17 protein-coding genes are annotated in these 19,150 nt (G+C 71.2%); 10 read left to right on the forward strand and 7 right to left on the reverse strand.

Features of this window, described 5'->3' with window-relative positions:
- Positions 1–8: 8 nt before the first annotated feature.
- Positions 9–1,334 carry an ABC transporter substrate-binding protein gene (locus KIK05_RS24680; RefSeq protein WP_214413196.1) on the reverse strand — a complete coding sequence of 442 codons (1,326 nt, stop codon included), beginning with the start codon at positions 1,332–1,334 and terminating at the stop codon, positions 9–11.
- Positions 1,335–1,670: 336 nt separating this feature from the next.
- On the opposite strand from KIK05_RS24680, the gene KIK05_RS24685 reads away from it, so the two are divergent.
- The 3 genes from KIK05_RS24685 to KIK05_RS24695 all read left to right on the forward strand — a co-directional run bounded on the left by KIK05_RS24685 (position 1,671) and on the right by KIK05_RS24695 (position 4,868).
- Positions 1,671–2,672, forward strand: a complete 1,002-nt coding sequence (locus KIK05_RS24685; protein ID WP_214413197.1) for an SIS domain-containing protein — start codon at positions 1,671–1,673, stop codon at positions 2,670–2,672.
- Positions 2,673–2,852: 180 nt separating this feature from the next.
- The gene (locus KIK05_RS24690; RefSeq protein ID WP_214413198.1) at positions 2,853–3,764 is read left to right on the forward strand and encodes a PfkB family carbohydrate kinase; all 912 of its coding nucleotides are present in this window, start codon (positions 2,853–2,855) and stop codon (positions 3,762–3,764) included.
- 12 nt (positions 3,765–3,776) lie between these two features.
- Positions 3,777–4,868: a LacI family DNA-binding transcriptional regulator gene (locus KIK05_RS24695; protein ID WP_214413199.1), complete on the forward strand. Its 1,092-nt coding sequence runs from the start codon at positions 3,777–3,779 to the stop codon at positions 4,866–4,868.
- Here KIK05_RS24695 and KIK05_RS24700 read toward each other — a convergent pair.
- From KIK05_RS24700 to KIK05_RS24710, 3 genes are read right to left on the reverse strand one after another with little or no spacing between them, the layout of a single operon-like run.
- Positions 4,831–5,376, reverse strand: a complete 546-nt coding sequence (locus tag KIK05_RS24700) for a peroxiredoxin family protein (RefSeq protein WP_214413200.1) — start codon at positions 5,374–5,376, stop codon at positions 4,831–4,833. The genes KIK05_RS24695 and KIK05_RS24700 overlap by 38 nt on opposite strands.
- Positions 5,373–5,882, reverse strand: a complete 510-nt coding sequence (locus KIK05_RS24705) for a MauE/DoxX family redox-associated membrane protein (RefSeq protein ID WP_214413201.1) — start codon at positions 5,880–5,882, stop codon at positions 5,373–5,375. The genes KIK05_RS24700 and KIK05_RS24705 overlap by 4 nt, the downstream gene beginning before the upstream one ends.
- A complete protein-coding gene (locus KIK05_RS24710) occupies positions 5,879–7,783 on the reverse strand; it encodes an ABC transporter ATP-binding protein (protein ID WP_214413202.1) in 1,905 nt (634 codons plus the stop codon). The genes KIK05_RS24705 and KIK05_RS24710 overlap by 4 nt, the downstream gene beginning before the upstream one ends.
- A 305-nt stretch (positions 7,784–8,088) precedes the next feature.
- Here KIK05_RS24710 and KIK05_RS24715 point away from each other — a divergent pair, with 305 nt between their 5' ends.
- The 4 genes from KIK05_RS24715 to KIK05_RS24730 all read left to right on the forward strand — a co-directional run bounded on the left by KIK05_RS24715 (position 8,089) and on the right by KIK05_RS24730 (position 12,754).
- Complete coding sequence (locus KIK05_RS24715; RefSeq protein ID WP_214413203.1) at positions 8,089–8,259, forward strand: SflA family class IV lanthipeptide; 171 nt, start codon at positions 8,089–8,091, stop codon at positions 8,257–8,259.
- A gap of 161 nt (positions 8,260–8,420) precedes the next feature.
- Positions 8,421–11,006: a class IV lanthionine synthetase LanL gene (lanL, locus tag KIK05_RS24720; RefSeq protein ID WP_214413204.1), complete on the forward strand. Its 2,586-nt coding sequence runs from the start codon at positions 8,421–8,423 to the stop codon at positions 11,004–11,006.
- 84 nt (positions 11,007–11,090) lie between these two features.
- The gene (locus tag KIK05_RS24725; protein ID WP_214413205.1) at positions 11,091–12,077 is read left to right on the forward strand and encodes a sensor histidine kinase; all 987 of its coding nucleotides are present in this window, start codon (positions 11,091–11,093) and stop codon (positions 12,075–12,077) included.
- A complete protein-coding gene (locus KIK05_RS24730) occupies positions 12,074–12,754 on the forward strand; it encodes a response regulator (RefSeq protein WP_308250098.1) in 681 nt (226 codons plus the stop codon). Before KIK05_RS24725 ends, KIK05_RS24730 begins: the two co-directional genes overlap by 4 nt.
- Here KIK05_RS24730 and secY read toward each other — a convergent pair.
- Both secY and KIK05_RS24740 read right to left on the reverse strand, forming a co-directional pair.
- Positions 12,729–14,042 (reverse strand): preprotein translocase subunit SecY, encoded by a 1,314-nt coding sequence (secY, locus tag KIK05_RS24735; RefSeq protein ID WP_214413369.1) that lies wholly within the window; start codon positions 14,040–14,042, stop codon positions 12,729–12,731. The genes KIK05_RS24730 and secY overlap by 26 nt on opposite strands.
- A gap of 82 nt (positions 14,043–14,124) precedes the next feature.
- Positions 14,125–14,697 (reverse strand): helix-turn-helix domain-containing protein, encoded by a 573-nt coding sequence (locus tag KIK05_RS24740; RefSeq protein WP_214413206.1) that lies wholly within the window; start codon positions 14,695–14,697, stop codon positions 14,125–14,127.
- A gap of 64 nt (positions 14,698–14,761) precedes the next feature.
- On the opposite strand from KIK05_RS24740, the gene KIK05_RS24745 reads away from it, so the two are divergent.
- Entirely contained in the window at positions 14,762–16,018 is a 1,257-nt protein-coding gene (locus tag KIK05_RS24745; protein ID WP_214413207.1) for an MFS transporter, read from the forward strand.
- 84 nt (positions 16,019–16,102) lie between these two features.
- Positions 16,103–16,933, forward strand: coding sequence for an NmrA family NAD(P)-binding protein (locus KIK05_RS24750; protein ID WP_214413208.1), 831 nt, complete (start codon positions 16,103–16,105; stop codon positions 16,931–16,933).
- Between the two features lie 5 nt (positions 16,934–16,938).
- Here the strand turns inward: KIK05_RS24750 and KIK05_RS24755 are convergent, their stop codons facing one another.
- Entirely contained in the window at positions 16,939–17,469 is a 531-nt protein-coding gene (locus KIK05_RS24755; RefSeq protein ID WP_250563377.1) for an MSMEG_6728 family protein, read from the reverse strand.
- A 196-nt stretch (positions 17,470–17,665) separates the two neighbouring features.
- On the opposite strand from KIK05_RS24755, the gene KIK05_RS24760 reads away from it, so the two are divergent.
- Positions 17,666–19,123, forward strand: coding sequence for a multicopper oxidase family protein (locus KIK05_RS24760; protein ID WP_214413209.1), 1,458 nt, complete (start codon positions 17,666–17,668; stop codon positions 19,121–19,123).
- The last annotated feature ends 27 nt before the right edge of the window (positions 19,124–19,150 follow it).

Raw genomic sequence — 19,150 nt, forward strand, 5'->3', positions numbered from 1 at the left:
CAAGCGGGCTACTTGGCCGAGTCGGAGGCCTGGCGCACGCTCTCGAGCACCTGCTCGGGGGTCTTGCCGCCGCTGATCAGCGCCTCCCCACCGGCCAGCCACGCGTCGGACACGTCGGGGACGGTGACGGTGTCGAGCCAGATCCCCAGCTTCGGCGCGCTGTTGATCACCTGGATGCCCTCGTACACGGCCTTGCTGGAGGTCTTCGGCGTCACGGCGCCGATGACCGTGCTGGGGTTGCCGTACGGCGGCGCGGACAGCGTCTGGGCGTTCTTGAGGTTCGTGACGAACTTCATGAAGTCGATGGCGAGCGGCACCCGCGGTGACTTGGAGTTGATGAAGTACCCCTCGGGGGCGCCCTCCAGGGCCTTGGCGTTGCCCGGCGCGCCGGCGGGGGCCGGCAGCTGGAAGATGCCGAAGTTGTCCGGCGAGAGCTTCTTGGCGGCGGTGGCGTTGTCGAACTCCAGGATCTCCTGGTAGTACATCGCCGCCTTGCCGCTGGCGAAGGCCTCCTGGGCGGAGGTGTAGAGCACGCCGTTGGTGCCGCTCCCGGTGTTGGTGCAGTCCGTGACCAGGGTCTTGAACTGCTTGAGCGCCGTCACGTAGCCGGCGTCGTTCAGCTTGGCGGTCTCAGGCTTCAGGTCGGCGTCGTAGGTCGCCTCGGGCACGTTGTAGGCGAAGAGCTGGCCGAGGTAGTGCAGGGCGGGCCAGCCGTCCTTGTTGCCGAAGGCGATGGGCTCGTATCCGGCCTTGCGCAGCGGGGCGCAGCTGGCGATGAGCTCCTCGAAGTTCGTGGGCACCTTGACGCCGGCCTTCTGGAAGGCCGCCTTGTTGTACCCCATGAACTTGGCGTCGTTGTAGAGCGGGATCCCGTAGTACTTGTCGCCGAACTTGAAGGCGGACAGCGACCCCTCGCCGAAGGTCTTCCCCCACTCGGTGCCGGGGCCGATCACCTTGCTGAGGTCGACGGCGCGGCCGCCGCGGACGAAGTTCTCCGCCCAGTTGCCGGTCCAGGTGAAGTAGATGTCGGGCAGGGCGTCGGAGGCGGTCAGAGTCTTGGTCTTGTCCTTGATGCTCTGGTCGGTCTCCTGGATGAGCTCGATCTTCACCCCGGGGTGCTGCTTCTGGTACTCGGCCGCGATGTTCTCGAAGTACGAGCTCAGCGGGTCGCCGGCGAACTTGGTGAGGATGCTCAGTGTGCCGGTGTAGTCGGGCTTGGCGTCGATGTCGGCCGCCGGGGCCTTCGCCGCGGTCGATCCGCCGCCGGCGCAACCGGTGAGGAGCACAGAGGTGCCGACGAGTGCCGCGAACGTCGTCAGTGCGCGAGGGCGCATGGGCTTCCTTTCTCTCGTGGGAGAGGGGACCCCCGGTGCTTTGGCACCTCAGATCCGCCGTGGGGTGTCCGCGGGAGGACACGACCCGTTTGGTGTGGGCTGACTGTACAGAGATTCTGATACCGGTACCAGACCTAAGCCCAAGATCTTATTTTTCGGCCGCGAATCGTTGCCGGACGGCAACCTGGAAACCTGCGTAGCGGCTGGTAGAGGGACATCGAGGACGTCCCGGTGTTGACGTCGCCCGTCAGCTGTGCCAGCGTGACCCTCTGCGTGATACCGGTATCAGGTCATGTGAGCGGCGCGGGCCGCAGGCAATCCCGAAAGGACGCTGAGATGCTCCGATTCAACGAGCCGGAATTCCTCTCGCAGATGGCGAGCGCCGTGGCGTTGCGCCCGCAGATCGAGGAGCTCGTCGATCGCCTGGTCGACGAGGGGTTCGACAACCTCTACCTGGTGGGCGCCGGAGGCACCTACGCCCAGATGTGGCCGTACGAGCACCTCGCCCGGCGCAGCTCCACCCTCCCCGTGCGCGCCGCCATCGCGGCGGAACTGATCGCGTCGGGAGACGCCAGCCTGGGCAGCCGCTCCGTGGCGATCTTCACGTCGGTCTCGGGTACGACGGACGACAGCATCCGCGCGATCGATTACTGCAAGTCGAAGGGCGTCTACACGATCGGCTTCACCGGGTACGCCGACTCGCCGATCGCCCAGAAGGTCGACGTCGCCCTGATCAGCGAGCCGAAGACCTGGCCGTTCGACATGCAGATGCTGCTGTTCATGGGCCGCCTGCTCTCGCGCCGCGGGGAATTCGACGGCTACGAGAAGTTCGCCGACGAGTTCGCCAACGCGCCGCAGGTCTTCCTGGAGGTGGCCAAGCAGGCCGAGCCGGTGGCGGAGGCCTTCGCCGAGGCCCACAAGGACACCGACTACCACTTCCTCGTCGGCGGCGGGAACCTGTGGGGATTCACCTACCTGTACTCCATGTGCATCCTCGAGGAGATGCAGTGGCTGCGCACCACCCGCGTGCACAGCGCCGAGTTCTTCCACGGCTCGCTGGAGCTCCTCGAAGAGGACACCAGCGTGATCATCTTCCAGGGTGAGGACGAGACGCGCGCCCTCACCGACCGCGTGGAGGCCTTCGCCAAGCGGATCTCCAAGGACGTCACCGTATTCGACACGCGCGACTACCCGCTCACGGGCATCAGCCCCGAGTTCCGCGGCCTCCTCGCGCCGATCGTGCTCGACACCGTGATGGGCCGCGTGAGCAAGCACCTGGAGCGGGTGCGCGACCACTCGCTCGACCTGCGCCGCTACTACCGGGTCATGGACTACTGATCCTTCGCAGTTCGAGATGACCCGCTCCCGCCCCGGCCAGCCGGGGCGGGAGCGGCCCGCCCGTCGCGTCGTCCGCACACCTCCACCCGTCCGCGTACGCCGGCGCCCACCGGACGCCGTACGCGCACCCCTCCCGGCCCCCGCTCCGTGGCGCACGGGGCCCGCGCACAGGAGAAACGCATGAGAGTCCTCGGTTTCGGCGACAACATCGTCGACCGATTCGTCGACCGCGGCATCGAGTACCCGGGCGGCAACAGCGTCAACGTCCCCGTCTACGCGCGCCGCCTCGGTCTCGAAGCCGCCTACCTGGGGGTCTTCGGCGACGACGACCTCGGCCGCTTCCTGGCCTCCTCGATCGCCGCGCAGGGGGTCGAGGTCGACCGCTGCGTCGTGCGCGGCGGCGAGAGCGGCGTGTCGTTCCTGCGGGTGGACGACGGTGACCGGGTCTTCCTCGGCTGGAACGGCGGCGGGGTCACCGTCGCCGAGCCGCTCACGCTCGACGACGAACTGCTGCGGTACGTGTCGTCCTTCGACCTGGTGCACTCCAGCGTCTACTCGGGCAGCGAGAGCGAACTGCCGAAGCTGGCCGCGCTCGGCACGCTGGTGAGCTTCGACCTGTCCAGCGAGGACGACTACCGCGCCCCCGCCTACCTCGACCGGATCTGCCCGCACGCCGACCTGGTGCTGCTGTCGTGCTCCCACCTCGACGAGATCGCCACGCACGCGCTCCTCACCGACGTCGTGGGCCGCGGCGCGCGGCTCGCGCTCGCCACGCGGGGCGTGGAGGGGGCGATGGCGTACGACGGGCGCGTCACCGCGGCGACCACGGCCAAGGCGGTGGAGGACCCGGACGGGTTCGTGGACACGATGGGCTGCGGCGATGCCTTCCTCGCCGGGTTCGCGGTCTCCCTGCTGCGCGGCGGCTGGTCGAAGGCGGCCCCGCTGGAGCTGGAGACGATCGAGCTCGCGCTGCGCGACGGCGCCGAGTCGGCCTACCGGCAGTGCTTCGTGGAGGGCGCGTTCGGCCACGGCCGCCCCGCGAGCGAATCGACCGTGGTAAGCATGTGGCGATCCTCCGAACCCGGGAAATGAGGGACACGATCCATGCCAGCTGATCGGGGCCAGGCGGGACCTCCGACGATCTCCGAGGTGGCCAGGGAGGCCGGTGTCGGGCGCGCGACGGCGGCCCGCACTCTCGGCGGGTATGGGTACGTCAGCCCCGAGCTGCGCGAGCGGGTGCTCGCGGCGGCCGAGAAGCTCGGGTACCGCGCGAACGCCCTCGCACGCAGCATGTCGACCGGTGTGAGCCACACTCTCGGGGTGATCGTCGCCGACATCGGCAACCCCTTCTTCGCCGGGGTGATGCGCGGCATCTCCGACACCTCCCGCGCCCGCGGCTTCGACACGCTCGTCCTGAGCACCTACGAGGACCTCGAGGAGGAGGTCGCCGCGACGAACGTCCTCATCGACAAGCGGGTCGACGGCGTGATCCTCTCCTCCGCCGCCGTCCACCGCAAGGAGGTCGCGCACATCAAGGCGGCGATCGACCGGGGGATCCCCGTGGTGCTCGTCGACCGGGCGGTGCCCTCGCTGGAGCTCGACACCGTCGTCATCAACAACCGGGACGCCGCGCGGGGCGCGGTCGAGATGCTCATCGAGGCCGGTCACCGCCGCATCGGGTTCGTCTGGGGTCCGCCGGCGACGGGCGTGCCCGCCACCCGGCGCGGGCTGCTGACGGAGGCCTCGCGCAATCTGTGGACCGACGGCGAGCGGCTACGCGGATACCTCGACGCGCTCGACGACGCCCGCATCCCGTTCGACCCCGAGCTGGTGATGGTCGGGCGCAAGATAGAGGAGCGGGCCACCGAGGAGGTCGCCCGCATGCTCGCCCTTCCCGACCGCCCCACCGCCCTGTTCTGCACCGAGACCGACGCCGTCACCGGATCCCTGCGCGCCCTGCGCGCCGCCGGGCTGTCCTATCCGCGGGACATCGCGCTGATCGGGTTCGACGACAGCGCGTGGGCGGCGGTCATGGAGCCACCCCTGACGATGATCGAGCAGCCCGTGCACGAGCTGGGGGCGAAGGCCGCGGAGGTGCTCCTCGACATCCTCGAAGGCGCCGAGCCGCGCCGCGAGATGCACGTGCTGACCTCGCGTCTCATCGTGCGGTCGTCGGTGGCGCCGCCGGGCCGCTGAAGGGCCGGGCAGGACGCAGGGCCTCCGCGCGGGCGAGGAGCTGCTCGACGTGCTCCGGCTCGGAGGCCCCGCCGGCGGCCAGCACCACGCCGGCGCCGTCGGTGACGACGGCGAACGGCGGCCAGGGGATGTCGTTGGCGTCGAACACCTGCGGGTCGATGACCAGAGGGAGCTCGACTGCGTGCCCGGCGAGGTACTCGCGTACGGCCTCCTCCTCGGCGGCGCTCACCAGGACGACGTCGGCGCGGGCGGTCGCCGCGGCGAAGGTGGGCAGCATGGTCGTGCAGACGCCGCACGTCGGTGAGATAAGGGCGAACAGCACGCGATCCGACGCGCTCGCCCTGACCGGGGCGTCCAGCGCGAAGCGGGTGCCGGGTACCGGGCCGTGGACGGGTGTGGCGGACGCGGCCGGCGCGGCCCCGCGCCGGCGGAGGAGGACCACGACGGCGGCCGAGTCGGCGACGCCGAGGAGGGTCAGCAGGACGATGGCCGCCCACTCCGCGCTCACCCGCCGGCTCCCGCGGGCTCGGCGAGCGCCTTGACCACCTCGGACGTCACCATGACGAGGCAGAGCAGCAGTGCCGACAGAACGAGGTGGACGGGGCTGAACGCGGACGTCCCCGCGACCGCCGCCGGGACGGCGAGGGCGAGCAGCAGTCCGGTCCGCGTCATCGTGCCGGGCCCGACCAGGTCGGAGCTGTCCGGGCCGCCGAAGCAGCCGCAGTCGATGCGCAACCCTCGCCGTACGGCCGTGGCCATCGCGACGAGGAAGGCCGCGAACAGCACCGCCGCCGTGGCGGCGCCCCAGCGGCGGGTGGCCGGGACGACGAGCAGGACCGCCGCGACCAGCTCGGCCGCGACCGTGACGGCCGCCGCGGGGATGGTCAGCCGGCGCGGCAGAATCCGGTAGTTCCCGATGGACCGGGCGAATCCCCGCACGTCGCGCACCTTGCCCACGGCCGCGAACAGCAGCACCCCGGCCAGGGCCGGGTATGCGGACAGGAAGACGATCATGACGCCTCGCCCTTGTAGGCCGACGCCTGCAGGGCGTACAGGTCGGCGTAGAGGCCGCCCCGCCGCATGAGCTCGGCGTGCGGGCCCTGCTCGACGACCTTGCCACGCTCGAGCACGTAGATGCGGTCCGCGTAGCGGACGCTGGCGAGGCGATGACTGATGAGGATGATGGTGCGGCCGTCGGCGTGCCGGCGGATCCGCTCGAAGAGGGCGTGCTCGGCGCGGGCGTCCAGGGCCGAGGTGGGCTCGTCGAAGATCACCAGGGCGGCGTCCCGGTAGAAGCCCCGTGCCACCGCGACACGCTGCCACTGCCCGCCCGACAGGTCGTGGCCGCCCCGGAAGCGGCGGTCGAGCAGCGAGTCGTACCCCTGGGAGAGGTCGGCGACCACCTTGTCCGCGCCGGCGGCGGCCGCCGCCTCCATCATCAGCTCGTCGTCGGGCTCGCTGCCCATCACGATGTTCTCCCGGACGGTCAGCGGCCACCGGGTGTGGTCCTGGGCGATCACCGAGATCAGCCGGCGCAGGGCGTCGCCGTCCATGTCGGCGATGTCGGTGTCGTCCCAGCGGATCGCGCCGGAATCCGGCAGGTAGAGCCCCGCCAGCAGTTTGGCCAGGGTGGTCTTGCCCGAACCGTTCTCGCCGACCAGCGCGACGACCTCGCCGCGCTTCACCGTGACGCTGACCTGCGACAGGGCGGGCCCGTCGGCGCCGGGATAGGTGAACGTCACCTTCTCGGCGGTCAGCGTCCGGAACGACGCGGGCGGCGCCGCGAGGCCCGGCGGCTGGACGCGGGCCTCGGCCATCCGGCAGAAGTCGAGGTAGTCGCCGAAGTAGAGCCCCGACTCGTACAGCCGGTTCATCGCCTGCACCAGACCGGTGAGGGACGCCTGACCGGTCCTCACGGCGAGGACCGCCGCGCCGGCCACCGCGAGCGGGATCACCCCGGTGGACAGCAGTACGGCGAGCGCGGCGTACACGGCGACGGTGGCGGCGCCGGTCAGCAGGTCGCCGCTCGCCTTGGCGGCCGCCTGGTCGCGGGCGACCTCCAGTTGCACCGACTGTTCGAGGTCGGCGACCTTGCCGTACTGGCCGAGCAGGAAGTCGCGCAGCGTGAACGCGCGCACCTCCGCTGCGGGCTGCCGCTCGGCCATCATGTCCGAGAGCATGTACTTGCGGCGCCGGGCGGCCGAGAGGCGGTAGAACGCCTGGTAGCGCAGCCTGGCCGAGCGCATCGCCGCCCACCCGGCGGGCACCGCCGTGACCAGCAGCAGCGGCATGAGCACGGGATGCATCAACGCCAGCGCCGCGGCCGGGGCCAGCACCCCCACCATGCCGGTGATGACGGTGACCGTCGTCTCCACGACCGTGGCGGTGTCGGGCACGCCGGTGTCGCGGGCGCGGCGTACGGCGTTGTGGAACTCGGGGTCGTCGAAGGCGGTGAGTTCGACCCGGGTGGTCAGCTCCAGCAGGCGGGTCTCCACCAGCCGTTCGACCTGCGGCTTCAGGCGGGCCTGCGCCCAGCCCGACGCGGTCAGCAGCGCTCCGCGCAGCCCGGTGGCCACCGCGACCAGCAGCAGCGAGGGCAGCGCGGCTCGTACCCGGTCGGGTGTGGGGCCCATGGCGAACAGGGACGTGAGCACGCTGGAGGTCGCCACCAGGCCGAACGCCGTGAAGACGCCGGCGGCGAGGTTGCCGCCGACGGCGACGGCGGTGTCGCGCCGGTTGGCCTGCCAGGCGAGGCGCAGAGCCGCCGCCACCAGCGCCGGCAGGCGGCGGGCGATCGCGCCGAGGCCGGCGGTCAGGAGCTCCTCGCCGTGGGTCTCCCAGTAGTCGATCGCCAGGCCCGATCTGTCGGAGGCGACGGGCTGCGCGGGCCGGCGCCGTCTCAGCCGGATCCTCATCGGCGGAGGTCCCCCGTCCATGACCGAAACCGCTGAAGACGCCAAATCACGCAGGCCAATCTAAGCGATCACTGACCGTGTGTAAACGTTTTCGTGGGATGTTCTGTGGGTGGCCGTCACGTCACCGATCGCGCCTGGACATTCTTCATCCCATCTGTTCATAATGCGTCCGGTGATCAGGACGGGGGTCGTGAATAACGGCCGGCTGGTCACTAACGGTAAAGGGAAAAGACGTTTACCAGACGTCGTCCCGAGGCTCAAGTCCCAACCCCGGCCGCCCAAAGGTGGCCAAGGAAGGAGCCCTCATGTCCGCTCTGCTGCTGGAGCCCCGCGACGCCGGTGTGCTCGACATCGAAGACCTCGCCGTCGACTTCGAAGGGGAGCTGGCCGCCCTGCTCCACGGCCCGCAGGCCTGCGCGAACACCTGCAAGCGCACGGTCTGCAGCTCGTTCCCCTGCTGCCCCTCCATCGTCTGATCAGGCGATGACGCGCACGTAGCCCTCAGGCCACGGAGGGCGGCGCACGTGCGCACGGAAAGGCCATCAGAGCTTCTGGTGGCCTTTCCCGCAGGTACTCGTCCGCAGGGTGAGCGAGGGGTGACGCATTGAGCGCAGTCGTTTCCGGTACCTCGGAGGTAATGCTTGACAGCATTACTCGAATTGCCGAGTCAAATGGTAGGGAAATTTACCCGGACGAAACGTGGATCAGTGTTCACGACCCTCGATTCGACATTCCTGTTCAGGGCTGGAAAATCCACGTCTCGGCACGTCCAGGCACGTTGACCGAAACCCTTGACCGGGTGTTGCCCATACTGCTCTCCGCTCCCTGCGACTTCAAGGTCGCCAGGTCGGCCGAGGTCCTGCGCGAGCTCAACCACGGCGACCGCGATCCCGGAGTGGTGGGCAAGGCCCTCACCGTGTACCCCGCCCAGGACGCGATCGTCGAACTGGGACACGCACTCGCGGACGCGCTGACCGGCATGACGGGCCCCCGGATCGTCAGCGACCGCCGGATCCGCCGCGACGCGCCGGTGTACTACCGCTACGCCCCCTTCGCCCCCCAGTACCGGGTCGACGAGAACGGCGACTTCGAGCTCGTGGTGGTCGGCCCCGACGGCGAACGCCTTCCCGGCGCCGCCCGGCCCGAGTACTTCTGCCCGCCGTGGGCCACCGACCCCTTCCGCCCCGCTCCCGCGTCCCCCACCCCGGATGAGGCTCCTTCCGCCGCCTCGGGTGAGGCTCCTTCCGGGGCCGAAGGTGCGCGCATCATCGGCGGACGGTACCGCGTGACGTCCGGAGTGGTGCGCGGGCCACGAGGGAACGTGTACCGCGCCACCGACGCCGACGGCCGCCGCATCGTGGTCAAGGAGGCGCGCGCCTACGTCGGGGAGGGCGCCGACGGCATCGACATGCGCATGTACCTGCGCAACGACCGGCGGATCCTCCAGGCCCTCGCCGGCGTCGACGGGGTGCCGGAGCTCATCGACCACTTCCGGCACGGCGAGGACGAGTTCCTCGTCATGACCGACGCGGGAAGCCGCGACCTGCACCGCTACGTCGGCGAGAACGGCCTGTTCTTCGACGATCCCGCCGACACCGGGAGGGACCTCGGCGTCCTCGCGTCCCGGCTTCTCGAAGTGCTGGACGCCGTGCACGCCCGCGGCGTCGTCATCAGGGACCTCTCCCCCAAGAACATCGTGCTCGGCGAGGACGGCCGCTGCACGCTGATCGACTTCGGCAACAGCCGGTACGAGGGCCTGCAACTGCCGGGCTGGAGCCGCGGCTACAGCACGCCCGACCAGCACACCGGACGGCCGTCCGAGCCCGCCGACGACTACTTCTCGCTTGGCGCCACCCTGTTCTACGCGGCCACCGGGATGAACCCGATCATCATCGACCCGGACCCGCTCCGCGGCCTCGAACGCACCCTCATGTGCCTGGACCGGCTCTTCCCCGGCGTGACCACCGGCGTCCGCGGGCTGCTGCCGCGCCTGCTCAGCCTGGACCCGGCCGAGCGGACCGAGGCCGCCGCCGAGATCCGTGCCGGCCGGCACGGCCGCACCGCGCCGACCTCCCGGCGGCCCTGCCCGCCCGCCCCGAAGCTCACCGGTGACCTGCTGGCGTCGATGCTCGACCACACGCGCCGGGAGTGCGTCCGCTTCGCCGAGCACCTGATGGAGGGCCCCGAGGACGTCCGCAGGTCGAGCCCCCCGGTGACCAACGTCTACGGCGGCTCGGCGGGCATCGGCATGGAACTGCTGCAGCACGGCGAGTCCAGGCAGGTCGGCGCCGACCTCGCGCGCTGGACGGCGCGGGTCATGCCGCCCACGACGCTGCCGCCGGCGCTCTACTTCGGACGCACCGGAACGGCGCTGTTCCTCACCGCCGCGCGGCTCACGGCCGCTCCCGACCTCGGCACGCCGGAGCCGGTCACGTTCACGGGGACACAGCGCGGCGACCAGGCCCACGGCGTGGCCGGCATCGGGGCCGGGCACCTGTCCCTGGCGGCCCTCGATCCGGACCCGCGGCATCTCGAGCTCGCCGCGCGATGCGCCAAGCTGCTCGTCGCCGGCGACTTCAGCGCCGCCGAGGACGCGGTCGCGCCCGCGCAGCCCGGGTCCGCCGTCGCCGTCGAGAAGGCGTTCGCGCACGGTACGGCGGGCCAGGTCGACTTCCTGATCTCCTACGCCGAGGCCACCGGGGATCCGGAGATCGAGGCGGCGGCCAGGGAGCAGGTCGCCGCGCTGGCTGTCGAGACCGAGGCCCTGGTCACCGAGCTGGCGGCGCGCGCCGCCCGTCCGATGGGCGCCTCCTGGTGCCAGGGGATGTCGGGCATCGTCAGCGTGATGGCGCACGCCGCTCGCGCGTACGACGAGGACGGCTATCTGACGCTGGCCGCGCGGGGCGCCCGCGCGTGCCTCGCCATCGCCCCCCAGGCGTGGGTGGTCTCGCAGTGCTGCGGGCTGGCCGGCATCGGCGAGGCCCTGATCGACATGGCGCTGACCACGGGCGACGACGAGTACTGGCGGGGCGCGGAGCGGATCGCCGAGTTGATGGTCACGCGCAGCGGGGGAGAGCCGGGGCGGCCGATCTTCGCCGGCAACGACCTCGACACCGCGAGCTTCACCTGGAGCACCGGCGCGTCGGGCGTGCTGTCCTTCCTGCGCCGTCTCGACCGCCGCGCCGGGGCCCGCCTGTGGACCGCCGGCTGGCGCCTGCCCTGACACCGGTCCGGAGGGGCCGATCGCCACGGCGGGCGACCGGCGCTCGCTAAGATCGGGTCATCGGAGCCTTCTGTTGGGAGGACGGTGACCGAGCACATCCAGTCCGACGGCCGCGCGCGTGGTTCCATCGCCGCGGCCGCGGTGTCGCTCTCCCGCCTGGGACGGCTGCGCGACCTGCCGGTCGTCCTCATGCTGGCGTGGGTGGGCTGGCTCGCCATCCCCTGGCCGTCCGCGAGCACCGGCGAGAGCGGCGCGACCGACCAGGCCGCCGCCGTGACCGGCCGGACGTCGATCCCCGCCGCCCCGCCGCGCGACCCGTCCGAGTGGACGCTGAGCGCGCCCGCCGCCGTCCGGCCCGTGCTCGTGAAGCCGCCCGCGCCGGACGCGGCCGAGAGCGCCGCGTCGCCGGCACCCCCCGGAAGCGGTGAGCCCGCCGCGCCGACGGCGTCCCCCGGCAGCGGTGAGCCGGCGGCGTCGGAGCGGGCCCGTATCGCGGGGGCCGTGCACGACGCCGCCGGGCACGGCCTGGCCACCATCGCCATGCAGGCCGGGGTCGCGCTGCTCATGCTCGACGAGCGACCGGACCAGGTGCGCGCCTCCCTGGAGGCCATCCGGGCCACCAGCACGCGGGCCCTCGGCGAGCTGCGTGCCGCACTCGACCTCATCGACCCCGCGACGGCCCCCGATCCTGACGTCTCCCAGCTGCTCGACGGGGTACGGGCGGCGGGGCTGCCCGTCGAGCTCGAACCGGCCGGCCCCGACGTCCCCGCGCACCTTCAGGAGGCGGTCTACCGGCTCGTGCGGGAGTCGCTGACCAACGTCCTGCGCCACGCCGGTCCCGCCACCGCCCGCGTCCGGGTGGAGCGCGAGGGCGACGGGCTGGTCGTGGAGGTGTCCGACACCGGCCGCGGCGGCACGTCCGCCCCGGAGGGGCGAGGGCTCGGCGGGATGCGGGCGTTGGCCACCGAGGCCGGAGGCACGTTCCGGGCCGGTCCCGGCGACGGCGGCGGCTTCCGGGTGACCGCGCGGCTTCCCCTGTCCGAGGGCGGCTCCCGGCTGGACCCCGTGTGAGCACCTCTCCCACCGGTGTCGTCCGGGTGGCGCTCGCCGACGACGAGGCGGTGGTGCGCATGGGGCTTCGCGCGCTCATCGAACGGGAGCCCGACCTGGAGTTCGCCGGCGAGGCGGCCGACGGGGCCTCGGCCCTGCGGTTGCTCGCCCGGGTCCGGCCCGACGTCCTGCTGCTCGACGTCCGCATGCCGGGCATGGACGGCATCGAGACCCTGCGGTCCATCGCCGCCGATCCCGACCTGAGCGGCACCCGGGTGGTGGTCGTCACCACGTTCGAGGTCGACGAGTACGTCTTCGCCGCCCTGCAGGCCGGCGCGAGCGGCTTCGTCCTCAAGGACAGCGCCCCGGAGGAACTGGCCCAGGCGATCAGGGTCGTGGCCTCGGGCGAGGCGCTGCTGTCGCCGTCCGTCACCAAGAAGGTGATCGGCCTGTTCGGCGGGCGCGACTCCCGTCCCGTCGAGGGCCTGGACACCCTCACTCCCCGCGAGCGCGAGATGGTGGCGTGGGTCGCGACCGGCAGGTCCAACGAAGAGATCGCCGGCGAGCTGGTGATCAGCCCCGACACCGTCCGCACGCACGTCAGCCGGGCCATGGTGAAGCTGCGCGCCCGCGACCGCGCCCAACTGGTCGTCTTCGCGGTCAGGTCCGGCCTCACACCTCCGAGAGGCTCCGCTTGAGGAAGCCCTTGTAGGTGCGCTGCTCCAGTTGCGCCTCGATCTGCTTCACCGTGTCCAGGCCGACTCCGACCATGATCAGGATCGTCGTGCCGCCGAACGGGAAGTTCTGCTGCGTCGAGGGGTCACGCAGGAGCACGAACGCGATGATCGGGATCAGCGACAGCGTGGCGAGGTACGCCGCACCGGGCGCGGTCAGCCGTGAGAGGACGAACGCGAGGTACTCCGCCGTGGGCCGCCCGGGCCGGATGCCGGGGACGAAGCCGCCGTACCGCCGCATGTCATCGGCGATCTCGGCGGGGTCGAAGGTGATCGACACGTAGAAGTACGTGAAAGCGGCGATCAGCGCGAGGTACGCGGTGAGGTACACCGGGTGCTCGCCGGAGACAAGGTTGCGGGCGATCCACTCCGCCACCGGCCCGGTGCCGCCCATGAACTGCGCCGCGAGCTGCGGCAGGGAGAGCATCGACGTGGTGAAGATGACGGGCACGATGCCGGCCTGGTTGACCTTCAGCGGGAGGAACGTCGAGGTCCCGCCGTACATCCTGCGGCCGACCACACGCCTGGCGTACTGCACCGGGATCCGCCGCTGCGCCTGCTCCATGAACACCACGGCGGCCACCAGGAAGACCCCCGCGCCGAGCATCGCCGCCAGGCCGAGCGGGCTGAGGGTGAAGATGTTCGCCACGTAGGAGGGGAACACGGCGACCACCTGCGTGAAGACGAGGATCGACATGCCGTTCCCGATCCCGCGATCGGTGACCAGTTCGCCGAGCCACATCACCACGGACGTCCCGGCGACCATGGTCACGACGATGACGACGGCGGTCAGCGGGCCCCGGTCGTACAGCACCTGGCGATCGCAGGTGGGGAAGATCCGGCCGGAGCCGGCCAGCGATACCACCGTGGTGGCGGGGATGACCGCCATCCCGACCGTGAGGTACCTCGTGTGCTGCGTGATCTTCGCCTGCCCGTGCCTGCCTTCCTTCTTCAGAGCGGCCAGGCGCGGGATCATCACGGTGAGGAGCTGGAGCACGATGCCCGCGGTGATGTACGGCACGATCCCGAGGGCGAACACCGACAGCTTCAGCAACGCCCCGCCGCTGAACAGCTGCAACATGTCGGCGAACCCGCCGCGGGTCGTGGCCAGGCACTCCCGCACGGCGGCCACGTTCACGCCCGGCGCGGGCAGGACCTGCCCGAACCTGAACACGACGATCATCGCCAGCGTGAAGAGCAGCTTCCTGCGTAGATCGGGCACGCGGAAGGCACGGATGAGCACGTTGACCATGCCGGGAGTCTCGTCGGCGGGGGCCGCCTCGGGCATCCGCCCCGGAGCGGCACCCTCGTACGCAGATTCACGTACGGCCGCTTCAGAACTCCGGCGGGGTCAGGGCCCAGAGCAGGGTGACGGGGACCGAATCGGAGGGGTTGCGCCAGGAGTAGTCGTCGACTGCGGCGAAGGCCAGCGATTCGCCGCCGGACAGGGTGTGGTCGTGGCCCTGCACCGTCAGCTCGAAGGTGCCGCTGAGGACGTGCACGAAATGGGCGCTCTCCGGCACGGCCTGTCCTGATCGCTCGCTGTGGCCTCCGGGCGCGACCGTGGCGTGGATCACCTGGAAGCCGGGGAAGCCCGGCGGGGTGAGCAGCCTGTCGACCGCTCCGGTGCCGCCGAAGGAGATTTCCTGCGCCTGCGCCACCGCGATCGGCCGTCGCGGCCGGTCGTCCAGGACGGAGCCGACCGGCACGCCGAGCACGCCGCAGATGCGGCGGAGCGACGCGACGGACGCCTTGCTGAGGCCGCGTTCGAGCTGGGAAAGGAACCCCTTGGTCAGGCCGGACGCCCGCGCGACCTGGTCGAGCGTCATGCCCTGGGCCTGCCGGGCCTCGCGCAGGCGACCTCCGATGGTGGGCTCGGAGGGGCCGGGTGGCTGCTGGCTGCTCACGTGATCAGTTTATCGCCGGGATTACCTATACTAAACACCGTCGGTTTACCTATACTAAACCGTCATGTCGCTCCTCCTGAAAACGCCTCCCCTCCTCCGGCAGCGGGACTTCCGCCGGTTCTGGACCGCTCAGACCGTCTCCTACCTGGGCGATCAGGTCACCGTCGTCGCCCTCCCGCTCGTCGCCGTCCTCGCCCTGCACGCCTCCGCGGCCGAGCTCGGCTACCTGACGGCGGCGGCGTCCCTGCCGAACCTGCTGCTGGGCCTGCACGCCGGCGCCCTGGCGGACCGCGGCGGCAGCCGCCGCGCGATGATGGTCGCCACCGACCTGGCCCGCATGGTGCTCCTGCTGAGCGTCCCGGTGGCCTTCACACTCGGGTGGCTCACGTCGGCGCAGCTGTACGCCGTCGCCTTCCTCACCGGGGCCCTGGCGCTGCTGTTCAACGTCAGCTCCGCGAGCCTGTTCCCCGCGTTGGTGCCGCGCGACCGGTTCGTCCAGGGGAACTCCCTGCTGCGCGGAAGCTTCTCGTTCTCGTGGGTGGCCGGGCCGAGCGCCGCCGGGCTGATCGTGCAGGTGATCTCCGCGCCCGTGGCCCTCGTGCTGGACGCGGTGTCCTTCCTGGCCTCCGCCCTGCTGCTCGGCTCGATCGGCCGCGAGGAGCCGCGCCAGGACGAGAGCCGCCACGGGGGCGGGGTGCGGGCGGGGCTCCGGTACCTGCTCGCCTCGCCCGTCCTGCGGGCCAGGACGCTCTCCGGCGCCGTCCTGAACTTCTCCTACACCGCGTACTTCACCCTGCTGTTCCTCTTCGCCGCCCGCGAGCTCCACCTGTCACCCGGCATGATCGGGTTCGCGATCGGCGCCGGGGCCGTCGGCGCCCTGGTGGGAGCGGTGGTCGCGCCACGGCTGTCCGGGCGCATGGGCGTCGGACCGGCCCTGATCGCCGGCGCCGTCGCCTACCCCGGGGCCCTTCTGCTCGTTCCCCTGGCTCCCGGCGACGCGCCCTGGCTCGCCGTCGCCGTCATCGCCGCCGCCGAGTTCGTCTCCGGCGCGGGGCTGATGCTGGACGACATCGCGGGGGCGTCGATCCAGCAGGCCGTGACGCCGCAGGGGATGCTCGGGCGCGTGTCGGGCGCCCACATGACGCTGAGCTCCGGAGCCCGCCCGCTCGGCGCGCTCGCCGCCGGCGCCCTCGGCACCTGGATGGGCCTCGGCCCCACGATCGCGCTGGCGGCCGTCGTGGGCCTGCTGAGCGCGGGATTCCTCCTGGCGTCCCCGATCCCGCGCATGCGCGACCTCCCGGAGCAGTCGCCCGGCGATTGAGGACGGAAAGTGGCCGCTTTCGTGCCTACTGTCCTCTCAGAGCCCAACGAGAGCCTGCCAAAGCTCATGAGCGGAGGAGATCCCATGACGTTCCTCGTCACCGGAGCGACCGGAACCGTCGGCCGGCACGTGGTGGACGAACTGGTCAAGGCCGGTCACCCCGTGCGTGCCCTGACCCGCCGTCCCGAGCGGGCGAACCTGCCCGCCGAGGTGGAGGTCGTGGCCGGCGACCTGACCGTCGCCGACACCCTCGTCGCCGCGTTCGACGGCGTCACCGGGGCCCACCTGATGAACTTTGGAGGAGACGACTACAACCTCCTGCGGAACGGCCAGGAGATCGTCGACCTGGCGGTCAAGGCGGGCGTCCGCCGGGTCACCGTGCTCGGCGGATGGGACGAGGGGACGCTGGAGCCCGCGGTCAAGGCGAGCAGCCTGGGCTGGACCTTCCTCATGCCCACGGAGTTCATGTCGAACGCCCTGAAGTGGGCCGAGCCCGTCCGGGCCGAAGGCGTCGTCCGGGAGCCCTTCGGGGACGCCACCACGGCGATCGTCCACGAGGCCGACATCGCGGCCGTGGCGGCGGCCGCGCTGACGCAGGACGGTCACCGGGGCCGTACGTACGGGCTGACCGGGCCGGAAAGGCTGACCACCCGCGACAAGGTGCGCATCATCGGGGAGGCCGTCGGCCGGAAGGTCGAGTTCGTCGAGCTCACCGAGCAGCAGGCGCGCGAGAAGATGGCCGCCGAGGGGCAGCCGGCGGAGCTGATCGACTTCCTCATCGACGTCTTCGGCAACGTGCCCGAGGAGCCGAACATCGTCAACTCCAACGTCGAGAAGGTCACCGGCCGCCCCGCCCGCACCTTCGCCCAGTGGGCGGCCGAGCACGCCGACGCCTTCCGGCCCCGTAAGCCTTGACGGCGTCAGCCGGGCGGCAGGCACGAGGGCGGCCGGTCCGAGGCGGGCCAGACGTAGGGGAGGTCGTCGGGTTCGTCGCCGAAGATCGGGCGGTAGAACTCCGGGGCCTTGCGCAGCAGGGCCGAGCGGTGGCTCAGGTGCAGGTCGTGGTCACCGAGCCAGGGCGGCAGTTCACCGGCCTCCGCCAGCAGCGGCTGCGGGCGCGGCGCCGCCACGAGGCAGCGCTCGGCGAGCTCGCGCACCATCGTCGCCGAGCAGGTGTCGACCCGCCCGAGGGAGCACCAGTGGCCGCACATCTCCAGGCCGTACGCGACCAGCGCCTCCTCGTAGCCGGCCCACATGTGCACGACGGGATGGTGGCGCCAGCCGTACCCGCGCACGGTCAGGGCCCGCAGGATCTGCAGGGCCTCGACCCGCTGCTTGCCGAGCCTGAGCGGGTCGAGCACCTGGGCCGTGCGGGCGAAGTCGGGATAGGGCAGGAACGTCTGCATCGCCGTCGGCTCCCGGTCTGCTCCGGGCGGTGTCCGTTCTGTCATCGTACGGAGGCTCGCGCGGCACCCGGACGGCAGGGAAACCGGCGAACAGCGCTAAGGCCGTGAATGGTGAGCAATTTGGAGGAAGACATGCGCGAGATCCCCGGTGCAACGTTCTTGGTGGCGAACATCTCGCTGGCGGAGGGTGTCGTGGCGGATCTCAGGGGGCCGCCCCCGCCGGTCATCGATTGGGGAGACCATGCTGAACCGACGGCGATTACTGGCGCTCGGCGCCACCGTGGGCGGCGCGCTGGTGCTGCCGTTCACCAAGCTGACCCCCGTGGGCGCCAAGGAGGGTGAGCCGCTCCACAAGGGCTACCACATCGGCAGGAGAACCGCCGGTACGGGGGTGCGGCCGGCGGTGGCGGCGTTCACCGAGCAGATGCCGGTGCCGCCGGTGCTCCAGCCGGCGCAGTCGGCCACCGGCGTCGACGTTTACAAGATCGCCATCCAGAACTCCACCGCCGAGATCCTTCCCGGCCTGAAGACGCCCGTGCTGTCGTACGGCGGCTCGTTCGTCGGGCCGACCATCCGCGCGAAGACCGGCCGCCCCGTGAAGATCATGTACGTCAACCAGCTGGGCGAGCCGGCGAACGTGCACCTGCACGGCGGCCACGTGCCGGCGGTCAGCGACGGGCACCCCATGGACGTCATCCAGCCCGGCCAGGCGCGGGTGTACGACTACCCGAACAACCAGCAGGGCGCGACCCTGTGGTACCACGACCACAGCCACCACACCGAGGCCGAGCACGTCTACCGGGGACTTCACGGCTTCTACATCATCGAGGACGCGGCCGAGAAGATGCTCGCCCTGCCGACCGGGCAGTACGACGTGCCGATCATGCTCCGCGACTCGGAGTTCGACAAGGACGGCGGGCTGATCTTCTTCGACGACCCGGCGAACCGCACCACCATCCTGGCCAACGGCAAGATCCAGCCGTACTTCCCCGTGGCCGCGCGCAAGTACCGGTTCCGCCTGCTCAACGCCTCCAACGAGCACGTCTTCAAGCTCAACCTCGGTGGCCGGGAGATGGTGCAGATCGCCTCCGACGGAGGCCTGCTGCCCGCGCCGGCGCCGCTGACGGAGCTGGTGCTCGCCTCCGCCGAACGGGCCGAGATCGTGGTCGACTTCGCCCGCTACCCCATCGGCACCCAACTGGTGCTCTCCAACGGCGCCGACCCGGTGCTGCGGTTCGACGTGGTGCGGCCGGCCCTGGACCTCAGCCGCCTGCCCTCCACGCTGCGCCCGCTGCCCGCCTTCACCACCGCCGCCGTCGAGCGCGACGTGGCGATGAGCTTCGACCTGACGGGGACCGACCCCATCGGCCTGGTCAACGGGCGGCCGTACGACCCGAACCGGATCGACTTCCAGATCAAGCAGGGCACCACGGAGATCTGGAACGTCAGCAACGCCGACACGATCGGCATCGACCACACCTTCCACATGCACATGACGCACTTCCAGGTGCTGGAGCGCAACGGCGGCAAGCCCCTGCCGCAGGACGCCGGCCTGAAGGACACCGTGCACGTGCCGCCGGACGGCAAGGTGCGCATCCAGGCAACCTTCGCCGACTACACCGGGAAGTACGTCTACCACTGCCACTACCTCGAACACTCCTCCATCGGCATGATGGGCCAGATGGAGATCGTCACGTAGGCCTGTGACCTGCGCGGTTCCGGCGAC

It is taken from the genome of Sphaerisporangium fuscum (assembly GCF_018531465.1).
GTDB classification, from domain to species: domain Bacteria; phylum Actinomycetota; class Actinomycetes; order Streptosporangiales; family Streptosporangiaceae; genus Sphaerisporangium; species Sphaerisporangium fuscum.